Source organism: Curtobacterium sp. PhB190 (assembly GCF_004365385.1).
Taxonomy (GTDB): Bacteria; Actinomycetota; Actinomycetes; order Actinomycetales; family Microbacteriaceae; genus Curtobacterium.
Window position 1 is genome coordinate 1 of sequence record NZ_SODN01000017.1, and the last position, 18143, is coordinate 18143.

Annotated in this window: 21 protein-coding genes; 6 read left to right on the forward strand and 15 right to left on the reverse strand. The window is 69.7% G+C overall.

Annotated features, from left to right (window positions below; genetic code table 11):
- Nucleotides 1-111 precede the first annotated feature (111 nt).
- From EDF47_RS18795 to EDF47_RS18820, 6 genes are all read right to left on the reverse strand, one after another.
- Nucleotides 112-936, reverse strand: a complete 825-nt coding sequence (locus tag EDF47_RS18795; RefSeq protein ID WP_133939124.1) for a helix-turn-helix domain-containing protein — start codon at nt 934-936, stop codon at nt 112-114.
- A 46-nt stretch (nt 937-982) separates the two neighbouring features.
- Nucleotides 983-1378 carry a hypothetical protein gene (locus tag EDF47_RS18800; RefSeq protein WP_133939126.1) on the reverse strand — a complete coding sequence of 132 codons (396 nt, stop codon included), beginning with the start codon at nt 1376-1378 and terminating at the stop codon, nt 983-985.
- Nucleotides 1379-1421: 43 nt separating this feature from the next.
- Nucleotides 1422-1922, reverse strand: coding sequence for a hypothetical protein (locus tag EDF47_RS18805; RefSeq protein WP_133939128.1), 501 nt, complete (start codon nt 1920-1922; stop codon nt 1422-1424).
- 174 nt (nt 1923-2096) lie between these two features.
- The gene (locus EDF47_RS18810; protein WP_133939130.1) at nt 2097-3143 is read right to left on the reverse strand and encodes a GrpB family protein; all 1047 of its coding nucleotides are present in this window, start codon (nt 3141-3143) and stop codon (nt 2097-2099) included.
- A gap of 51 nt (nt 3144-3194) precedes the next feature.
- The gene (locus EDF47_RS18815) at nt 3195-3830 is read right to left on the reverse strand and encodes a hypothetical protein (RefSeq protein ID WP_133939132.1); all 636 of its coding nucleotides are present in this window, start codon (nt 3828-3830) and stop codon (nt 3195-3197) included.
- Nucleotides 3831-3944: 114 nt separating this feature from the next.
- Nucleotides 3945-4223: a hypothetical protein gene (locus EDF47_RS18820; protein WP_132100898.1), complete on the reverse strand. Its 279-nt coding sequence runs from the start codon at nt 4221-4223 to the stop codon at nt 3945-3947.
- 118 nt (nt 4224-4341) lie between these two features.
- Between EDF47_RS18820 and melA the strand changes: the two genes are divergently transcribed.
- From melA to EDF47_RS18840, 4 genes are all read left to right on the forward strand, one after another.
- Nucleotides 4342-5766, forward strand: coding sequence for an alpha-galactosidase (gene melA / locus EDF47_RS18825; protein WP_123293867.1), 1425 nt, complete (start codon nt 4342-4344; stop codon nt 5764-5766).
- A gap of 208 nt (nt 5767-5974) precedes the next feature.
- Entirely contained in the window at nt 5975-7204 is a 1230-nt protein-coding gene (locus EDF47_RS18830; RefSeq protein ID WP_243834105.1) for a sugar ABC transporter substrate-binding protein, read from the forward strand.
- Nucleotides 7188-8147: a sugar ABC transporter permease gene (locus EDF47_RS18835; RefSeq protein WP_133939136.1), complete on the forward strand. Its 960-nt coding sequence runs from the start codon at nt 7188-7190 to the stop codon at nt 8145-8147. Before EDF47_RS18830 ends, EDF47_RS18835 begins: the two co-directional genes overlap by 17 nt.
- The gene (locus EDF47_RS18840) at nt 8147-9022 is read left to right on the forward strand and encodes a carbohydrate ABC transporter permease (RefSeq protein ID WP_071252441.1); all 876 of its coding nucleotides are present in this window, start codon (nt 8147-8149) and stop codon (nt 9020-9022) included. The genes EDF47_RS18835 and EDF47_RS18840 overlap by 1 nt, the downstream gene beginning before the upstream one ends.
- 167 nt (nt 9023-9189) lie before the next feature.
- On the opposite strand, the gene EDF47_RS18845 is transcribed toward EDF47_RS18840, so the two are convergent.
- From EDF47_RS18845 to EDF47_RS18860, 4 genes are all read right to left on the reverse strand, one after another.
- A complete protein-coding gene (locus EDF47_RS18845; protein ID WP_111086735.1) occupies nt 9190-9399 on the reverse strand; it encodes a cold-shock protein in 210 nt (69 codons plus the stop codon).
- Between the two features lie 16 nt (nt 9400-9415).
- Nucleotides 9416-10525 (reverse strand): acyl-CoA desaturase, encoded by a 1110-nt coding sequence (locus tag EDF47_RS18850; protein WP_123293869.1) that lies wholly within the window; start codon nt 10523-10525, stop codon nt 9416-9418.
- A gap of 248 nt (nt 10526-10773) precedes the next feature.
- Entirely contained in the window at nt 10774-11661 is an 888-nt protein-coding gene (locus EDF47_RS18855) for a Gfo/Idh/MocA family oxidoreductase (RefSeq protein WP_208321012.1), read from the reverse strand.
- A gap of 102 nt (nt 11662-11763) precedes the next feature.
- Complete coding sequence (locus tag EDF47_RS18860) at nt 11764-12267, reverse strand: heme-binding protein (RefSeq protein WP_123293870.1); 504 nt, start codon at nt 12265-12267, stop codon at nt 11764-11766.
- Nucleotides 12268-12383: 116 nt separating this feature from the next.
- Here EDF47_RS18860 and EDF47_RS18865 point away from each other — a divergent pair, with 116 nt between their 5' ends.
- Nucleotides 12384-14201 (forward strand): BCCT family transporter, encoded by a 1818-nt coding sequence (locus EDF47_RS18865; RefSeq protein WP_243834100.1) that lies wholly within the window; start codon nt 12384-12386, stop codon nt 14199-14201.
- A 90-nt stretch (nt 14202-14291) separates the two neighbouring features.
- Here EDF47_RS18865 and EDF47_RS18870 read toward each other — a convergent pair whose 3' ends face one another.
- Genes EDF47_RS18870 through EDF47_RS18880 form a run of 3 tightly spaced genes read right to left on the reverse strand, consistent with a single transcriptional unit; the run spans nt 14292 to nt 15737 of the window.
- Nucleotides 14292-14744 carry a GNAT family N-acetyltransferase gene (locus EDF47_RS18870; protein ID WP_133939138.1) on the reverse strand — a complete coding sequence of 151 codons (453 nt, stop codon included), beginning with the start codon at nt 14742-14744 and terminating at the stop codon, nt 14292-14294.
- Nucleotides 14745-14760: 16 nt separating this feature from the next.
- Nucleotides 14761-15186, reverse strand: a complete 426-nt coding sequence (locus EDF47_RS18875; RefSeq protein ID WP_133939140.1) for a VOC family protein — start codon at nt 15184-15186, stop codon at nt 14761-14763.
- Complete coding sequence (locus EDF47_RS18880; protein ID WP_133939142.1) at nt 15183-15737, reverse strand: hypothetical protein; 555 nt, start codon at nt 15735-15737, stop codon at nt 15183-15185. The genes EDF47_RS18875 and EDF47_RS18880 overlap by 4 nt, the downstream gene beginning before the upstream one ends.
- Before the next feature lie 35 nt (nt 15738-15772).
- On the opposite strand from EDF47_RS18880, the gene EDF47_RS18885 reads away from it, so the two are divergent.
- Complete coding sequence (locus EDF47_RS18885; RefSeq protein ID WP_133939144.1) at nt 15773-16090, forward strand: hypothetical protein; 318 nt, start codon at nt 15773-15775, stop codon at nt 16088-16090.
- Between the two features lie 22 nt (nt 16091-16112).
- Here EDF47_RS18885 and EDF47_RS18890 read toward each other — a convergent pair whose 3' ends face one another.
- Nucleotides 16113-17114, reverse strand: a complete 1002-nt coding sequence (locus EDF47_RS18890) for an SPFH domain-containing protein (protein WP_165901188.1) — start codon at nt 17112-17114, stop codon at nt 16113-16115.
- A 164-nt stretch (nt 17115-17278) separates the two neighbouring features.
- Nucleotides 17279-18142 carry an SMP-30/gluconolactonase/LRE family protein gene (locus EDF47_RS18895; RefSeq protein ID WP_166673274.1) on the reverse strand — a complete coding sequence of 288 codons (864 nt, stop codon included), beginning with the start codon at nt 18140-18142 and terminating at the stop codon, nt 17279-17281.
- Nucleotide 18143 lies beyond the last annotated feature (1 nt).

Below are 18143 nucleotides of genomic sequence, written 5' to 3' on the forward strand. Positions count from 1 at the left end.
CACCGCACAGATCAAGTAACACCCCACGTACTCCGGCTGTGCATGGCAGACCGGAACGGCCAACGCCCCGTCGCTCGCGACGGGGCGTTGCTCGTGCGTGGGGACACCGGGTCAGCGAGCCCGTGCCCGGTACGCACCTGGCGCAGTTCCACAGGCGCGGGTGAAGTGCACGTAGAAACTCGACTGCGACCCGAATCCTGCAGCGTGCGCGATCTCCGACGTCGTCATGGACGTCGTCGCGAGCAACCGCTGCGCCTCGGCCACCCGGCACCGTGTCAGGTACTCGACGATCGTGGTGCCGACGTCCTGTCGGAACACCGACATCGCGTAGTGCGGGTGCAGGTGTGCGGCCGCTGCGACGTCAGCGACCTCGATCGGTTCGCGGAACCGGTCGACCACGAACCGCACCATGTCGATCACGCGGTGCATGGCATCCACGGTGCCGTGCCCGCCGCCGGGCCGCAGGTCAACGGCATCGCGGTGGTGCCGGAGCAGGCGACGCACGAGCGCCTGCGCCTCGAGGTTGGCGATGATCTCCGCACCGTCGTCCTCGAAGTCCTGCTGCCACGACCCGAGCATCGACTCGACGTCACGCCCGGCAGCTGCGGTCGGCACGACGACCGGGCGGTTCAGGAGCATCGCTCCGAGGTCGTGGTCGGGCAGTCCCCACGACAGCACCTCGGCCAGCGGGATGTGCACCCAGCGGAACTCGCCCGTGCCGGTGCCGTCACCCACGAGCTGGTGCGGGGTCCAGCCCCAGAACAGTGCGATCTCGCCCGCGTGCACACTGACCGGCGCCCCGCCGAACCGGTAGTCCAGGTGCCCGTCGAGCACCAGGTTCATCTCGAGGTCGTCGTGCCGGTGGGACGACGACATGAGCGGGGCAGGGCCGCGGTGGCTCCAGTACGCCGCTTCCATCGTCTCCACGTCGAGCACGATGCTGAGCCTACGTCAGTGAGCCTTTCCCCACACAGGACCTCCGTCAGGGGGTCGCCTGACGAGACCAGTAGTCGGCTCTGATGACCAGGAGTTCCCCGTCCGCTTCCGAACTCAGGTTGACGGTGCGCGGGTCCCACAGTGTCCCGCGCTGACGAGCTTGCGGAGTCATCCCCAAGCTCGTCGCGAGGTCCTGCGGGCTCACTCCCTCGGGCGGTCGGACCGAGAGCACGGCCCAGCACCCACCAGAAGCGCACTCCTTCTCTTCCGTGATCAGCTCGCTGCCCGCGGGCAGTGAGACCGAGGAAGCGGGTGGCACATCCCCCTCGGTCGCGAACGCGAACAGGGACACGAGGCGAACACCGGCGAGCAACGCGACGAGCGCAAGCGTCACCACGACCATCACCACGACCGATCGCTTCAGTCTCCCTGTGGCCGTCACGAGCGCCACCCTACGGCCTTGGCGCAACAGCCTGTCCTGGTACTCACCCGACGGTGTGGAGTACTTCGATGCCCATGGAGCCGACGCGCGGTCGGTACCGGACGAGCGCGACTCGTGCCCCGTGCATCTCTCCGAGCTCCTGGTGGCGCGATCGGTCCACGTGACGCACGACCGCTGCCTCGCGTGAGGCCTCGCGGTGCACACTGATCGAGAGGTGGGCCGTGTTCCTGATGAAGGCCATCGGAGGCGCGGCACCGCCGTGGAGCGCCGAGGCAGCCTCACGCATCCGGACACGGATCGGCCGCAGGGTGTCGTCGTCGAACCCCTGCACGAAGATGCCGGCCGCCGATCCTCCAAGGCCGTCGAGCCGGACTCGGTGGTCGAGCGCGCCGCGCGAATCCTCGACGACGTCGATGTAGTGCTCGAGCGTCGCACGGTCGATCCGATCGCGGTACGGTTCGAGGCTCGTGATCGTGAGGTGCACGTCCTCGACTCCGTACACGTGTTGCGTGCCGTCGTACGCGGCGGCCAGTTCATCCGCCACGCCAGCGATCCGCTGAGCGAGTGGCCTCGGAGGGAGCAGCACCAGGCTCAGACCCCAGCGCGGATCACCGTCCACCGGTTCACGGTCGAGCTGCAGGTCACCAACACGCAGCCGCTGACGGGCACGTTCCCAGAGCACGTCGTACTCCTCACGACTTGCCACAGGCGCCGCCGTCTACTTGTCCCACGCCGTCACGGACGCGAGACCTCGGACGGCACGTTCCTCATCGAGCAGCTGCTGCACCACCTGGCTCTTCGCTGCCGTGTAGGCACGACCGTCCGACGATCGCGCTGCTCGGGTCTTGACCTCCCGGTACCGCGCAACGGCGGTCGGGTCGCGCAGCAGCTTGTCCCGGAAGAGCCGTTGGTTGCACTCGTCCCACTGGTCCGAGGCGAAGGCGTGGAGGATGTGGGTCCTCGCCCCGTCTCGCTCTCGGGTGTACACCCCGTGGTTCTTCGGACCGGAACGGTGCTGCGTGTAGCCCGTCGCCGCGAGCAACGGGCCGAGCGCCAACGGATCCGTGTCGACTGCGACCCGGACCGCGATGTCGATGACCGGCTTCGCTTCGAGGCCCGGGATGGCCGTGCTGCCGATGTGTTCGACCGCGAGCACGCGGTCTCCGAGCGCGGCGACGAGCCGCGACGCCTCACGCTGGTAGTCCGTCTTCCAGGAGTCGCGGTGTGCTTCCAGCTGCACCGCGGGAGGCTCTCCCCCGGACCGGATCGTGGCCATCGCCGCTGGCCACATCGCGTCCAACCGCGGTCCCCAGGGATCCGCCATCACGCCGCTCTGACGGAGTTCGACCACCTCGGACGCGGGGAGCCACTTCCAGGCCATCACCTCGGCCGGAGCTGGCCGCACGGTCGAGCGGGCAGGTTCCCGGACGGTGAAGAGATCCACCAGCGCAGAGTCCTCGGTGAAGCGACCGACCCACTGCAGCGCGTCGGGCGCGACCTCGAGGGCGGTCTCCTCGCGCAGTTCACGGCAGGCCGCCGCTGTCCCCGACTCGCCGGCGAGCGCGCTGCCACCGGGAAACTCCCACCCGTGCGCGAACTCCTTCGTCGGAGCTCGTTGCGTGACGAGGATGGTCCCGTCGGCGCGGTGGACGCAGATCGTGACCACGAGGTGGAAGGACCCGGCGGGCCAGCCGCTGTCGCCTCGCCGGAACGTCGCGCCCGTCGCTCCACCGCTCGCATCGACCACGTCCCACCACTCGTCCACGACCGCCAGCGTACGACGACCGTCGCGACCCGGGTCGTGCCAGCGGGCGACTCAAGGTCGCCGAGACCCCGCAGCGACGACGGCGACCAGACCGCGCCAGTCGGGGTGGTAGTCCTCGTCGACGGCCGCACGGCTCTCCGCGTAGACAGAGGCGACGCGCAACGCCAAGGACGGGCTCAGCGCTCCGGACAGTGCCGTCTGGCTATCGGCCGCGGCGAGGTCCGTGCCGGAGCCGAACCGGTGGTGCACCGTCCCCTCCCGCTGGTCGGCGAGGACCATGCTGTGCACGAGCGCCTCGCGGACCACCCCGAGCACGAGGTGCAGCCCGATGGCGTCAGCTCCGCGCCCGAATCGTGTGGCAGCCAGCGCGAGATCGAACCGCTGACTGTTGTCCGGAGGCTCCGGCGGAAGCTCCAGAGTCGCACCTCGCGTCGCGAGGTCCACGCGGCGACCGTCCGCGAGCACGATGCGAACGTGCTGCACCCCGTCGTCGAGGGTGCTCTGCCACGCCCACGGCTCACCTCCGAGGAGTGTCCCCGCCTCGACGTCCGCAACGAGATCGAGCTCGACGTCGAGGTCGCTCCACGGATCCAGCTGGTCGGGCGTGAGGACGGAGCCGTACGGACGGACCGCGCCGACCGCCGGGTCCGTGCGGAGCCTCTCCAGGAGCGACTGCTGCCAGTGCATCACCGAACCCTACGAGCTCCACGCCATGAGCGGGGCCGGGCCACGGTGGCTCCAGTACGCCACTTCCATCGCCCCGACGTCGAGCTCGATGTCGAGCACGACGTCGAGACCACGTCAGAGCCCCTTCCGTCTGTTCGTCTCCCAGTACCCCAGCACCAGCTCGTCGCCCGGCGGCAGCTCGCGTTCGACGAGCCGGAAGAGTCGCCGCGCCTGGCGCTCGGACGAGCGCGCCGCGGCCTCGGTCGGCCATCCCGCCTCCACCGAGTAGTCCTCGTTGAACTCGGCGGCCCACCGCAGTACTTCGTCGCGGACCGTCTCCGACAACGCCGGTCTCCCCTCTGGGCACAGGCCGTCCTCGTCCCAGAGCGGCCAGTCGACGCTGTACTCGTTCATCAGTCGCTAGCGCACCGGACAACACTCGCACACCGGCCACGGACCGATCCGAGGATCCTGGAACCCCACCGTCCGAAGCCGGAGGACCGCACACCCCCGCGCTTCCTACCGTCGACACATGACCAAGATCACCATCATCGGCGCCGGCGGCTTCGTCTTCCCCTTCCGCCTCATCGGCGACCTCGTCTCCTTCCCCGCCCTGCAGGACGCGACGTTGCACCTCATGGACCTCGACGCGGGCCGGGTCGCCCGCACCGCGACGGCCGCCCGCGAGCTCGTCGCCCACCACGGCCTCGGTGTCGAGGTCCTCGAGACCACGGACCGCCGTGCGGCCCTGGCGGGTGCCGACGTCGTCATCATCACGTTCCAGGTCGGCGGCGTCGAGTCGTACAAGTGGGACGTCGAGATCCCGCGCAAGTACGGCATCGACCAGGCGGTCGGCGACACCGTCGGCCCGGGTGGTGTCTTCCGGTTCCTGCGGTCGGTCCGCGCCTACGAGGACATCGCCCGCGACGCCCTCGAGCTCTGCCCGGACGCCCAGTTCATCAACTACGCGAACCCGATGGCGATGGCCACGGCGTTCCTCAACGCGAAGGGGCTCCGGACGGTGGGGCTCTGCCACAGCGTGCAGGGCACGACCCGCATGCTGGCGCGCACGCTCGGCGTGCCGTACGACGAGGTCGAGTTCGTCAGCGCCGGCATCAACCACCAGGCGTGGATCCTCGAGTTCACGCGTCGCAACGGCGAGGACCTGTACCCGCGTCTGCGCGAGGTGATGACGGCGAAGCACCAGCGGGGCGTCGCGGCGTCCGACCTGCACGACGACGACGGCGACCACAGCGAGGCGGCTGCCGCGGCGAGCAACTACGAGGGCGGCAACGAGCAGGTCCGCACCCAGCTGATGCGCTCGTTCGGGTACTTCGAGACCGAGTCGAGCCACCACGCCAGCGAGTACGTGCCGTACTTCCGCAAGGACCCGGAGACGGTGCTCGAGTACATCCCGGAGCGCTGGGACTACTACGAGATCTGCCTGGCGCACGACGAGCAGGGCGACGTGGACACGCAGCTCGAGAAGCTCAAGGCCGACCTGACGCCGAGCGTCGAGTACGGCGCGAGCATCGTGAACGCGATCGTGACGGGTGTGCCGGCGGTGGTCTACGGCAACGTGCCGAACGCCACGGGCGTCATCCAGAACCTGCCGTCCGACGCCTGCGTCGAGGTCGCGTGCCTGGTCGACGGCAAGGGGGTGCAGCCGACGTCGTTCGGTGAGCTCCCGCCGCAGCTCGCCGCGATCAACCGCACGAACACGAACGTGCAGACCCTGGCGGTGCGTGCTGCACTCACGGGCAACGTCGAGCACGTCCACCACGCGGTGGCTCTGGACCCGCTGACGGCGGCGCACCTGACGCTCGACCGCATCGCCGAGATGACCGACGAGCTCCTGCACGCCCACGCGGCGCTCCTCCCCGAGTCGCTGCGTCCGGCGGACGCGGTCACCGCGGCACCGGTGGCCGACCGGGAGGCCCGCCCCGCGCTCGTCTGAACCGTCGCGCCCGACGTGGGGTCGGGTCCAGGACGCGACCCCACGTCGGACGCGCGGCGCCCCGTGTGCGCACCCCGCGCCTCCCGGCCGACCTGAACGGCACCACGACCTCAAAGGAGAGGACCATGCCGACCCGACCATCCGACCATCCCCCCAGCTCGCCAGACGGGGGTTCCTCGCCCTCGCCGGCATCTCGCTGACCGGCGCGCTGGCAGCGTGCGCCGGCGGCGGCACGACCGGCCGCGGCGGGACGAAGCACATCCGCCTGTCCACCTGGAACATCCCGACGGACATCACGAGCTACCAGGCGATCGCCGACGAGTTCGTCGCGGCGCACCCCGGCACGAGCGTCGCCGTCGAGGTGACCACCGGGCAGTTCCACCAGTGGTTCATCACCCGGCTCGCCGCCGACCTGGCGCCGGACGTCATCCGGATCACCCCGCAGCAGATCGGCCGGTACGCCGCGAACGGCAGCCTGGTCGACATCTCGGGGTCCGTCCCGGCGGACTACCGGCAGGACTACAGCGACCCGTTCTGGGCGATCGGCGCGCGGGACGACGGCATGTACGGCGTCTTCCAGCACACCGACAACTTCATCACCTACTACAACCGCGACGTCATGGAGCAGATCGGCGTCACGCCACCGCAGGCGCTGGCCGACGCGTGGACGTGGGACGAGTTCCTCGACGTCGCGAAGGAGGTCAAGCAGGTCACCGGCAAGTACGCGTTCGGGTACGGGTGGTCGTCGCCCGAGACGGCGTACCGGTGGCTGCCGCTGGTCCACCAGAACGGGGGCGCGTTCCTCGGCGAGGACGGTGCCACCCCGTCGATGGACACCCCGGAGGCGATCGACGCCCTGGCCTTCGGCAGGAAGTGGTACGCCGAGGGACTCGCGACCACGGGCAACCTCAGCAAGAGCGGCGGCGGTGACGTCTCGCGGAACCTGTTCCTGACCGGGCAGATCGGCATGATGCTCAACAACCCGGAGTCGATCACGCAGCTCGACACCGACATGCCGGACAACTGGGGCACGGCCCCGATGATCCGGAACGTCGGCGAGGCGAGCGACCTGGGCGGCAACGCCCTGGCCGTCACGAAGTCGAGCAAGCACCCGGAGCTCGCGGCCGAGCTCGTGGCGATGATCACGTCACGGTCGAAGATGCAGCAGTTCTGCCACGACGGCAATTGGCTGCCCGCCCGGAAGTCCCTCGACGCGAAGGACATCGGGTACGCCGCGAACACCGACACGATGCAGCGGTTCATCGACCAGGGGACGACGATCCCGCTCTCGATGGTGAAGGCCGAGAGCGGCGAGTACTTCAGCTCGCTCAACGCGGTGTTCGCCGACTACCTCGACCTCTGTCTGCTCGGGCAACTGAGCCCGAAAGAGGCCTCGAACCAGATGATGGAGGCGATGCGCAGTGTCACTGCGAACTGAGACCGCGCCGGTCCGCACGACGGCGTCCACCGCCCCACCGACCGGCGGACTCCCCGCGGGCGGCGGTGCCCGCCGGAGCCGGGGCCGCTTCGTCCCGTACGTGTTCATCGGCCCCGCGGCGCTGCTGTTCCTCGGCTTCTCGCTCATCCCGATCATCACGGCGATCGCGCTGAGCTTCCAGGACTCCAGCACCTCGCTCGGCGACGGCACCTGGGTCGGCGGGAAGAACTTCGTCGACATGGGCTCCGACCCGCTCATCGGCACGGCGCTGCGGAACACGCTCGTGTTCACGCTCGGCACCGTGCCGACCTCGATGGCGATCGGGCTCGCGCCGGCCGTTGCCCTGAACCGGCCGCTGCCCGGGCGCTCGGTGTTCCGCGCCCTGTTCTTCGTGCCGATGGTCGCGGCCGGCGTCGTGGTGGGCGTCATCATGTCGTGGATCTTCAACGGCGACTACGGCGTCGTGAACAACCTGCTCGAAGCGCTCGGCATGGGGCGCGTGCCCTGGCTGACCGCTCCGGGGTGGGCGATGGCGACCCTGGTGGTCGTCGTGGTCTGGACCCGGATCGGCTTCTGCATGGTGATCTACCTCGGCGCGCTGCAGTCCGTACCCGCAGAGCTCAAGGAGGCCGCCGCGATCGACGGCGCCTCGCGCTGGGTGCGGTTCCGGACCATCACGTGGCCGCTGCTCCGCCCGACGACGTCGATCCTGCTCATCCTGAACGTCGTGTTCTCGTTGCAGGCCTTCGACGTCATCTACGTGATGACCGGCGGTGGCCCCGGCTTCTCGACGACCGTGCTGATCCAGTACGTGTTCCGGTCCGCGTTCATCGATGCCCGGATGGGCTACGCCGCGGCGCTCGGACTGGTGCTCGTCGCGATCCTGCTCGTGTTCACGCTGCTCCGGCAGCGCGCCAACCGCAAGGCGGAGGAGATGCTCTGATGGCCGTACTCGATGTCCGCGGTCCCCGCCGCCGTCCCGCTGGAGCCCGCTCCCGGCGCCGGCCTGGTCGCTGGGTGCTCGTCGCCGGGCTCACCGCCCTGGCGATCCTGATGGTGTTCCCGCTGTACTGGATGGTCGTCTCGGCGCTCACCCCCGGCGGGCAGTCGCAGAGCGGCACGTTCTCGCTGTTCCCGACGCGGCCGACGTTCGAGAACTACACGCAGGTGTTCAGCACGCAGCCGGTCTGGCGGTGGCTCGGCAACTCGGCGCTCATCACCAGCGTCGGCACCGCGTTGAGCGTCGTCGTGTCGTTGATGGCCGGGTACGCCCTCGCCAAGTTCCGGTTCATGGGCCGGGGGCTGCTGTACTCGGCGTTCCTCGTCACGATCATGATCCCGATCCAGGTCACCCTGGTGCCGAGCTTCCTGGTCGTCGCGAAGATCGGCCTGGTCGACTCCCCCTGGGCGGTGATCCTGCCGACCGTGTTCGACGTCGTCGGGATCTTCATCGCCCGGCAGTTCATGCTCGGGGTGCCGGACGCCCTGATGGAGGCCGCTCGACTCGACGGCGCCGGCGAGTTCCAGACGTTCTTCCGGGTGGTGCTGCCCTCGTGCGGCCCCCTGGTCGGGGTGCTCGTGATCCTCGGCTTCATGACGCGGTGGAACGACTTCCTCTGGCCGCTCGTCGTGCTGCAGGGCAACGAGAACCTGACCGTGCCGGTGGCCCTGTCGACGCTGACGAACAACCCGGCGTTCAGTTCGCCGTGGGGTGCCGTGATGGCCATCGCGACCGTGACCGTGCTGCCGCTGCTCGTGGTGTTCCTGGCGTTCCAGCGGCAGTTCGTGCAGGGCATCGCCTCGACCGGCATCAAGTAGCGCGGCGGGCCTGGCGGTTCCGGGGCGTACCTGCCCGAATCGGGCGTACCTGGTCGTTTCTTTCGACCAGGTACGCCCGATTCCGCATACCAGCGCAGTGGACATGGGAAAGAAACGACGGGAGGCACGGTGCCAGCTGGCACCGTGCCTCCCGTCCGTCGTCCGCGTCAGCGGATGATCGAGATGTTGTCCGCCTGCGGGCCCTTCTTGCCGGGGCCCACGTCGTACTGCACGTGGTCGTTCTCCTCGAGCGACCGGTAGCCGGTCGTCGCGATGATGCTGGAGAAGTGGGCGAACAGGTCCTCGGACCCGTCGTCGGGGTGGATGAAGCCGTACCCCTTGGCGTGGTCGAACCACTTCACGGTGCCGGTCGGCATGGTCGACAGCACGGCGTCAGTGGATGCGCAGTTGCGCGACCATCGGGCAGGCGAACGGGTCGCGGGCAGCGAGCCCGACCCGGTTCAGGTACCGGACGACGATGCCGTAGGAGCGCAGCAGGGTGGTCTCGGTGTAGGGCACCTCGAGCGTGTCGCAGTGGTCGCGGACGAGCAGGCGGGCCTGCTTCAGCGCCGGTCGGGGCATCGACGGGAACAGGTGGTGCTCGACCTGGTAGTTCAGGCCGCCCATCAGGAACGAGACCCACCAGCCGCCGCGGATGTTGCGCGACGTGCGGACCTGGCGCGAGAAGAAGTCGACCTTGGCGTCGTGCGCGATGGTCGGCATGCCCTTGTGGTTCGGGGCGAACGAGGCGCCCATCATCACGCCGAACACGGCGAGCTGCACACCGAGGAACGCGCAGGCCATGCCGAACGGCAGGAACCAGAACACGACCGTCAGGTAGATGCCGAAGCGGGCGACGAGCAGCGCGGCCTCGAGCCAGCGGTGCTTGACGTCGGCCTTGGTGCCGTTGCCGGTGACGATGCTTTGCACGGCGTACCGGTGCAGGTTCAGGCCCTCGAGCGTCAGCAGGGGGAAGAACAGCCAGCCCTGGAACCGCATGAACGTCGTCATGAGCGGACCCTTGACCGCGGCGGCGTCCTCCGGCAGGAACCGGATGCCGTCGGGTGCGATGTCGGGGTCCTTGCCGACGGTGTTCGGGTTGCCGTGGTGGCGGGTGTGCTTGTTCATCCACCACGAGTAGCTGAGGCCGACCAGGAACGTGCCGAGCCAGCGGCCGGCGTGGTCGTTCCACTTCTGCGAGGCGAAGACCTGGCGGTGCGCGGCCTCGTGCGACAGGAACGCGAACTGCGTGAAGATCACGCCGAGCGCGCCGGCGACGATGAGCTGGAACCAGGTGTCGCCGAGGAATGCGAACGCGACCCACGCGAGGGCGAAGGTGACGATGAGTGTGCCGAACAGCGACCAGTAGAACCCGGTGCGGCGGCGGAGGAGTCCGTTCTCCTTCACCTGCGCGAGCAGGGCTGAGTAGGTCGAGGTGCCCTTGGGGCTTCCTGTTCCAGGTCGAGTGCGGGTGTAGCCCGGAGCGAGCGGAGTGGTGGTCAAGTGGACCAACCTTCCGGTGCGGACCGGCCCTTCGGCCGGTTCGAGAGAGTTCACGCGATTGCGCTTGGTGCGACCCTAGGGCCTGAAGGTGCGATTCCACCTGACAATCAGCCTGCCCTGTCCAGCGGGCGTTGTGATGGCACCTGAAGGGGGTGTGCGTCCCCACGGGCGGACGGGAGGCGCGGGTCGCGCCCGCCCCGTGCCTCCCGTCCGCCGCACGCGCCCGACCAGGGCCGCGGCCCGCGCCGTCAGGTCGCGATCCGCGCTCCGGAGCGGTGCGACTCCGTCGCGGCGTCGGCGAGCAGGAGGGCTCGCCGGCCGTCCTCGAGCGTCGCGCGCGGGCGCTCGTCGCCGCGCGTCACCGCGACGAGGTGGGCGATCTCGGCCGCGTAGGCCTCGCGGTACCGGTCGCCGTAGTGGCTGATGGCGAGGTCACCCGCACCGACGCCGGCAGCGGTCGACGCGCTGACCGAGGTCGCGGTCCGGTTGCCGACCGCGAGCGTGCCCGCCGCCCCGGACGCCTCGAGCCGCTGGTCGTACCCGGAGGCGTTGCTCCGCGCGTCGACGATCGTGACGAGTGCCCCGCCGGCCGTGGTCAGGGTGACCATCGCACCGGAGACGTCGTCGAGTGCGGCGACCTCGGGGTCGCTCACCTGGCCGACGGCGTGCACCGAGGTGACCTCGCCGCCGAGCCACCGGGCCATGTCGAGGTCGTGGATGGTCATGTCGCGGAACAATCCACCGGACCCCGGCACGGAGGCGATGGGCGGCGGTGCAGGGTCGCGGCTGACGATGACGAGCTGCTCGAGGGGGCCGATCTCACCGGCCACCAACCGGTCGTGCAGGGCCGCGAACGACGGGTCGAACCGACGGTTGAAGGCCACGACGACCCGGTCTGCGGCGGCGCCGACGGCCGCGATGCAGGCGTCGACCCGGGCGATGTCGAGGTCGACGGGCTTCTCGACCAGGACAGCCTTGCCACCGGCGACCGCCTGCGTGATGTGCGCGGCGTGCAGCGGGTTCGGCGACGCGATGACGACGGCGTCGATCGCCGGGTCGGCGAACGCGGCGTCGACCTCGAGGGCGGCGGCTCCGTGGCGAGCGGCGAGCGGCGAGCGCCGGTGCTCCGGACCCACCGGCGACCGCGGACAGGACGGCACCGTCGGTGCGGGCCACTTTGGCGGCGTGCACGGCCGCCATCTTGCCGGCGCCGATGATCGCGATGCGGACGTCGGCGGTCACGAGGCGTCGGCCCGGATCGCTTCGAGCCCCTCGACCACGAGCGCGTGGTCGTCGTGCATCTCGAGACCACTGACCCCGACCGCCCCGATCAGGCGGCCCTGCAGCAGGAGCGGGAACGCACCGCCGGCCGCCGCGTACTCGTTCGTGTCGAGGGCGCCGTCCTGCTCGAAGCTCCCGCCGGCGGCCAGGTAGGTCGCGCGGACGCGCAGCGACGACTGGCCGAAGTGCCGCACGACGCGGAACTTCCGCTCGAGCCAGGCGTCGTTCAACGCGGCGGCGCCCTCGGTCGCGGCGTGGAAGACCCGCTGCTCGCCGAACACGACGGCGAACCCGATGGCGTGGCCGCGGTCGATCGCCGCCTGCCGGAGCCAGGAGCCGAGGCGCCACGAGTCGTCGAGGTCGAAGGACGGGAACGTCAGGCGCTGCTCCTCGGCCGCGAGGGCATCGCGCAGGGCGGTCGGGTCGAGGTCGCGGTAGTGGGCGCCGTCGGGGTGGGCCATGATCTCTCCTTCGAGGTGGTCCGGAACGCGTTCTGGAACGTTCCAGAGCACCGAGCGTACCGCCCCCGACACGCCTGAGCGAACGCACAGAGCCGCCGCCAGGCACCATGGAGGGCATGGCAAGCACCACCTCCGCTCCCCCGCCCGGCCCCGTCGAGACGACGTCGAAGGTGCGGCGGTGGGTGTTCTGGCCCGCCGCCGTCCTCGTGCTCGGTTTCGTGGCGTTCACCCTGATCTCCCCGTCGAGCGCCGAGGCGATGTTCGTCGGCCTGCAGGACGGCATCGTCAAGAACTTCAGCTGGTACTACGTCCTCGTCGCCGCGTTCTTCGTCGGCTTCTCGCTGTTCGTCGGCTTCAGCAAGTTCGGCGACATCAAGCTCGGCAAGGACCAGGACGAGCCCGAGTTCTCGACCGGGTCGTGGTTCGCGCTGCTCTTCGCCGCCGGCATGGGCATCGGCCTCGTGTTCTACGGCGTCTCGGAACCGCTCAGCCACTTCGCCTCACCGCGCCCCGGCGTCACCGGCACCGAGAACGAGCTCGCGCAGCAGGCCCTCACCCAGACGTTCCTGCACTGGGGACTCCACGCGTGGGCGATCTACGTCGTGCTCGGCCTCGCCCTGGCCTACGCCATCCACCGCCGCGGCCGCCCCGTGTCGATCCGGTGGGCGCTCGAGCCGCTGCTCGGCAACCGGGTGCGCGGCGGGTGGGGCAACCTCATCGACGTCATCGCGCTCGTCGGCACGCTGTTCGGTGTCGCGACCTCGCTCGGCCTCGGGGTCATCCAGATCGGCGCCGGGCTCGAGAGCGCTGGCATCGCCGACAGCAGCATCGTCAGCCAGATCGCCATCATCGCCGTGATCACCGCGGTGACCATCGTGTCGCTCGTGACCGGTGTCACCAAGGGCATGAAGATCCTGTCGAACTTCAACCTGCTGCTCGCCGCCGCACTGCTGCTGTTCGTGCTCATCGTCGGGCCGACCCAGTTCCTGCTCCGCGACTTCGTGCAGTCCATCGGCGCGTACCTGCAGAACATCGTCGGCCTGTCGTTCAACGTCACTGCACAGCAGGGCGCCGAGGGCGTCGCCTGGCAGGGCGCGTGGACCACCTTCTACTGGGGCTGGTGGATGTCGTGGGCGCCGTTCGTCGGCGTCTTCATCGCGCGCATCTCGAAGGGCCGAACGGTCCGCCAGTTCGTGTTCGGCGTGCTGCTCGTGCCGACCGCGCTCACGTTCCTCTGGTTCGCCGTGCTCGGCGGCGCCGCCATCCACCGCGAGACCGACGGCCCCGGTGGCCTGGTCGGCTCGGACGGCTCGGTCGACCTCGAAGGCTCGCTGTTCGCCCTGCTCGGCGACCTGCCCGCCGGAGCGGTGCTGACCTTCGGCGCGATCCTGCTCATCGGCGTGTTCTTCGTGACCTCGTCGGACTCCGGGTCGCTCGTGATGGCGATGATCGCGTCCGGCGGCGACATCGAGCCGAAGAACTGGCTGCGCGTCTTCTTCGCCACCGTCTCGGCACTGCTCGCCGTTGCCCTGCTGCTGAGCGGCGGGCTGAACGCTCTCAAGACGGCGGCGATCACCACGGCGTTGCCCTTCAGCGTCGTGCTGCTGCTCACCTGCTGGTCGACGATCATCGCCTTCACCCGCGAGCGCCGTGCCTACGACAAGGCCGAACGCGAGGTCCTGCTCGAACACGTCGGCGCGTACTACGGCCTCGAGGTCGAGGGGCCGTCAGAGCGCGCGCCGCGATCGGCCTTCGGTCGGCCGTGGGCAGCCGTCAGGAAGCGCGTGCGCGGTGGGTCAGCGGCACACCCGGCCGCCACCGCCCTCGACGACTTCCCGATCCGGACGCAGACGGTGTCACCCGACCCGGCGGTCGACGCGAGCCTCGATGATGCGCCAGCTGCGGAGAGCGCATCGCGCCCGACGGACGGATGACGGAGTGGAGGCTCGTGGCGGGGCCGCCACGGGCCTCCCGTCCGTCAGCGGTCGCGACCAGGGCGTCGCGCCGGCCCGAACACGAAGGGCTCAGAGGCGCTTCTCCATGCAGTAGCTCGTCGGGTCGTCGGTGTACGGCGGGAATCGCGGGACCTGGCGGTACCCGAGCTTCTCGTACAGGGCGATCGCCGCGACCTGTGGCAAGCCCGTCTCCAGTTGCAGCGTCTCGATGCCCAAGTCGTGCGCGTGCGCCTCGAGTGCCTGGAGCAGGGCTCGGCCGACCCCGAGTCCTCGAGCGTCGTCGGTGACGAACATGCGCTTGACCTCGCCGGATCCGTCGCGCCGATCAACCAGCGCCGCCGTACCGACGGCCACGTCACCCTCGCGAGCGACGAACAGCGAGACCCCGTCGGACTCCAGTGCGTCGACGTCGAGGCCGTAGTAGTTCTCAGCCGGGTACAGGGCCAGGGCGAAGGCGTCCCCCTGGCGGAGCAGGCTGAGGACGTCGTCGCTGCGAGGGCTCTCGATCTGGATGGAAGGCACGGCCGATTGTACGAGTTCAGTCGGCCGCTGGGCGTCGTCCCGCCGAGGACTGGAACCGCACCAGGTACCCGTCCGGGTCCTGCACGAGGAACTGGTCCACGCCGGCCTGCTCGTTCCCGACGTCGTACCACTTCGTCTCGGGCTGCATGAAGAGTTCGGTCCCGGCACGGAGCAGGGTGGCGGCCAGTGCGCGGCTGTCGGGCACGGTGATCTGGAAGTTCACGCCTCGGCCGAGCGGGCGATCGAGCGGACCGGTGATCCAGTTCCGACCGACCCCAGCCTGTTCGAGCATCAGGTGGGCATTGCCGAGGGTGATGTACGCGAAGCGCTCCTCGGGCCGCGAGTAGCGGATCTCGAAGCCGCACCGGCCGCACCAGAACGCGAGGCTCCGGTCCAGGTCGGCGACGAGGAGTTCGGGGACGAGTCCGGGCTCAGTGGTCATGCGCACCGGAACAGGTCGAGGTGCGGTGTCGCGCCGGGATCGGCCATCTGCGCTTCGGTCTCGCGTACCAGCTCGTCGACGCGAGCTCCCCACTTGCGCATGAAGACCACGCGGACGATGCCGATGACGGCCCACAACGCTGCGACGACCCCGCGCCCGAAGCCCGCCGGGTCTCCCTGCAAGACCTCCGGCACGGCGAGCGCGGCCCACAGGATGCCCAGGCTGACCCAGACCCACCCGGTGACCGCGCCCTGCGACGTCTGGCGGCGCAGGAAGCGCCTCCGGATCACGACCGGGACACCGGTCGGGTCGGCTCCACCGCGCAGCCACCGGTTCATCGCTCGGTACGAGGCGTAGCCGCCGAAGCGCGACCAGCTGCCCAGGATGAGCGCGAAGCCACCTGCGGCGAGGACGGCCACGACGACGAGGACGACCGTCTGGGACATCTCCGGGAAGTGGAGGCCGACCAGCATGAGCCACAGCCCCACGAACACAGCAGGGGTGCCGAGGAGCTGCGCCCACCCGATGGCGTCGAGTTGTCTGATGCTCACCATTGCACTCTACGCACGCCCACTACCGCCGTCAGATGCCGGGACAGGAATACGTCGATGCGGCGTCGTGCGAGGATTCGTCGACCACCTCGACGAAGGGCCAGATCATGACCACCGCGCGCACGTTCCACCTGATCAGCACGCTGCTGCTGGCCGTCGGGTTCCTCGGCGTCGGCGCGCTGATGTTCGACGTCTACTACGGACCGGAGGGTGGGGGTGCCAACATCGGCCTCGGGCTCGTGATGCCACTGCGCCTCGGCTCCGGCGTCGTCGGCATCGCGATGGGCGTCGCGGCCCTCGTGACGACGTGGCGGACCACCCGCGCCGCTCGCTCGCGACAGCCCGTCCGGTAACGGAGGGTCGTGAGCCGTCCGCTCACTTCGACGCCCCGGTACCGGGCAGGCTGAGGATGTTGTCGGTGCCCTGCGGCACGACGATGAGCGAGCCGTTGTCGCCGGCGCTCTTGAGGGCCTCGATCTCACGCTGCTTGAGCGCCGCCGCCGAGAGCGGGTGCTCGTTGAGGACCTCGTTCGCGTCCGCCTGCCCCTGCGCCTCGGCGACCTGCTGCTGCGCCTGCACCTTCTTCGCGTCGAGCAGCGCGCGCTCCTTCGTGACCTGGATCTGTGCCTGCTGGGCCGTGGCGTAGGCCTCGGTGACGGACTTCGGCGGGGTGATCTCCTGCAGTGCGAAGTTGTCGACGTGCACGCCGGACCCCTTCCACCGGGTCTCGAGGGCCTGGATCATCGACTTCTCCACCGTGCCGCGCTTGGTGATCAGCTCGATGGTGGTGAAGTCGTTCGGGACCTGCCGGACGACGCTGCGCACCGAGTTGCCGATGAACTGCGTCTTGAAGTTCTCCTCGGTCTTGTAGGACCGGTAGATGTCGGTGACCGACTTGGCGTCGATGCTGTACTGCAGGTTCAGGCTGACGTTCGACGAGACGCCGTCCTGGTCCTGGACGGTGACGTAGGGGCCGGATCGCACGTTCCCGTTGTTGTCGGAGTCGGAGCCGTTCACCGCGTTGATATAGGTGACGGTCTGGTTCCGGATGTTGAACGTGTGGAGCGTGGCCCACGGCGCTTTGAAGTGGAACCCGGAGTCCGTGGTCTGCCCGACGATGTTGCCGGAGATGTCCACCTGCACTTTCGACTCGCCCGTGTCCTGCGCGTACAGGGTGCTCCCGAGTGCCAAGCCGACGAAGACCAGGCCGGCTCCGGCTGCTGTCCACGTGGCGATGCGGTTCGGGCGGCGGGTGGGAACGGCTGGCCGGGCCTCGCGACCGGGGGTGGCCGGTCGCTCCGCGGTGGTGTAGGTCCGTTTCCGGAACGGGAGCGCGACGAGCGCGATGACGAGGAAGACGATGGCGGCAACGAACATGACGAACACTCCTGGATGGTTGTCCGTGCAGTCTGCCGTATTCGGAGGCCCGAACAGCCTGGTGCGAGGTTGCACGCATGGTGCGGCCCTGATGCCTCGCACCATGCGGTCAACCTCGCACCGAGCGGGCTCCCACCGCGATCAGCGGGCAGCCAGGCCTCCGGTCACCAACCCGGCACGGCCACCCGCACCGCACTGATCCGCCCCGCACGCGTCTGCGCCGTCGTCGCCGGGTCGTAGCTGTCCGCCGTCGCCAGGTAGAGCGTGCGGCCGTCCTCGCCCCCGAGCGCGCAGTCGATCGCGCACAGCCCCGGCGCGTCGATCCGGTCCGTGACCTCGCCGCCCTCAAGGACCCGGAGGAACTCCCCCGTGTCGACGGAACAGACCCAGACAGCGCCGTCGCGGTCGACCGTGCTGCCGTCCGGCGTGACGCCACCGGGCAGCGCTGCCCACTCGCGTCGGCCGGTCAGCGACCCGTCGGGCTCGATGTCGAACGCGGTGAGCCGGCCGCCCCACGTCTCGCTCACCACGAGGGTCCGGGTGCCGGGCAGGACGTTCGCGCTGTTCGGGAACACCAGCCCGTCGGCGGCGAGGCGGAACGAGCCGTCCTGCTCGATCACCCAGAGCGGACCGGGGCGGAGGTCCTCGCCGCCGTACAGGTCGTAGCCGAAGGCACCGATGTAGGTCCGGCCGGTCGCCTCGTCGACGACGAGGTCGTTCACGAGCGACGACTCCTCGCCGGACAGGTCGGCGAACACCGACGTCTGGCCACGATCGTCGACGGCGACGACCGTGCGGGACTCCATCGAGCTGACGATCAGTCGCCCGTCGGCGAGCCACCCGAGCCCCGACGACTGGCCCTCGACCGTGGTCTCCAGGCGCGGAGCCGCGGTCGAGGTCGGGTCCATCGAGAACACCTCGCCGGTGTGCATGTCCGAGTACCAGAGCCGCCCGTCGTGCCAGCGGTTGCCCTCGGGGAAGCGGATGTCGGTGACGACGTCGGTCGCGGAGTCCAGAGTGATGTGCACC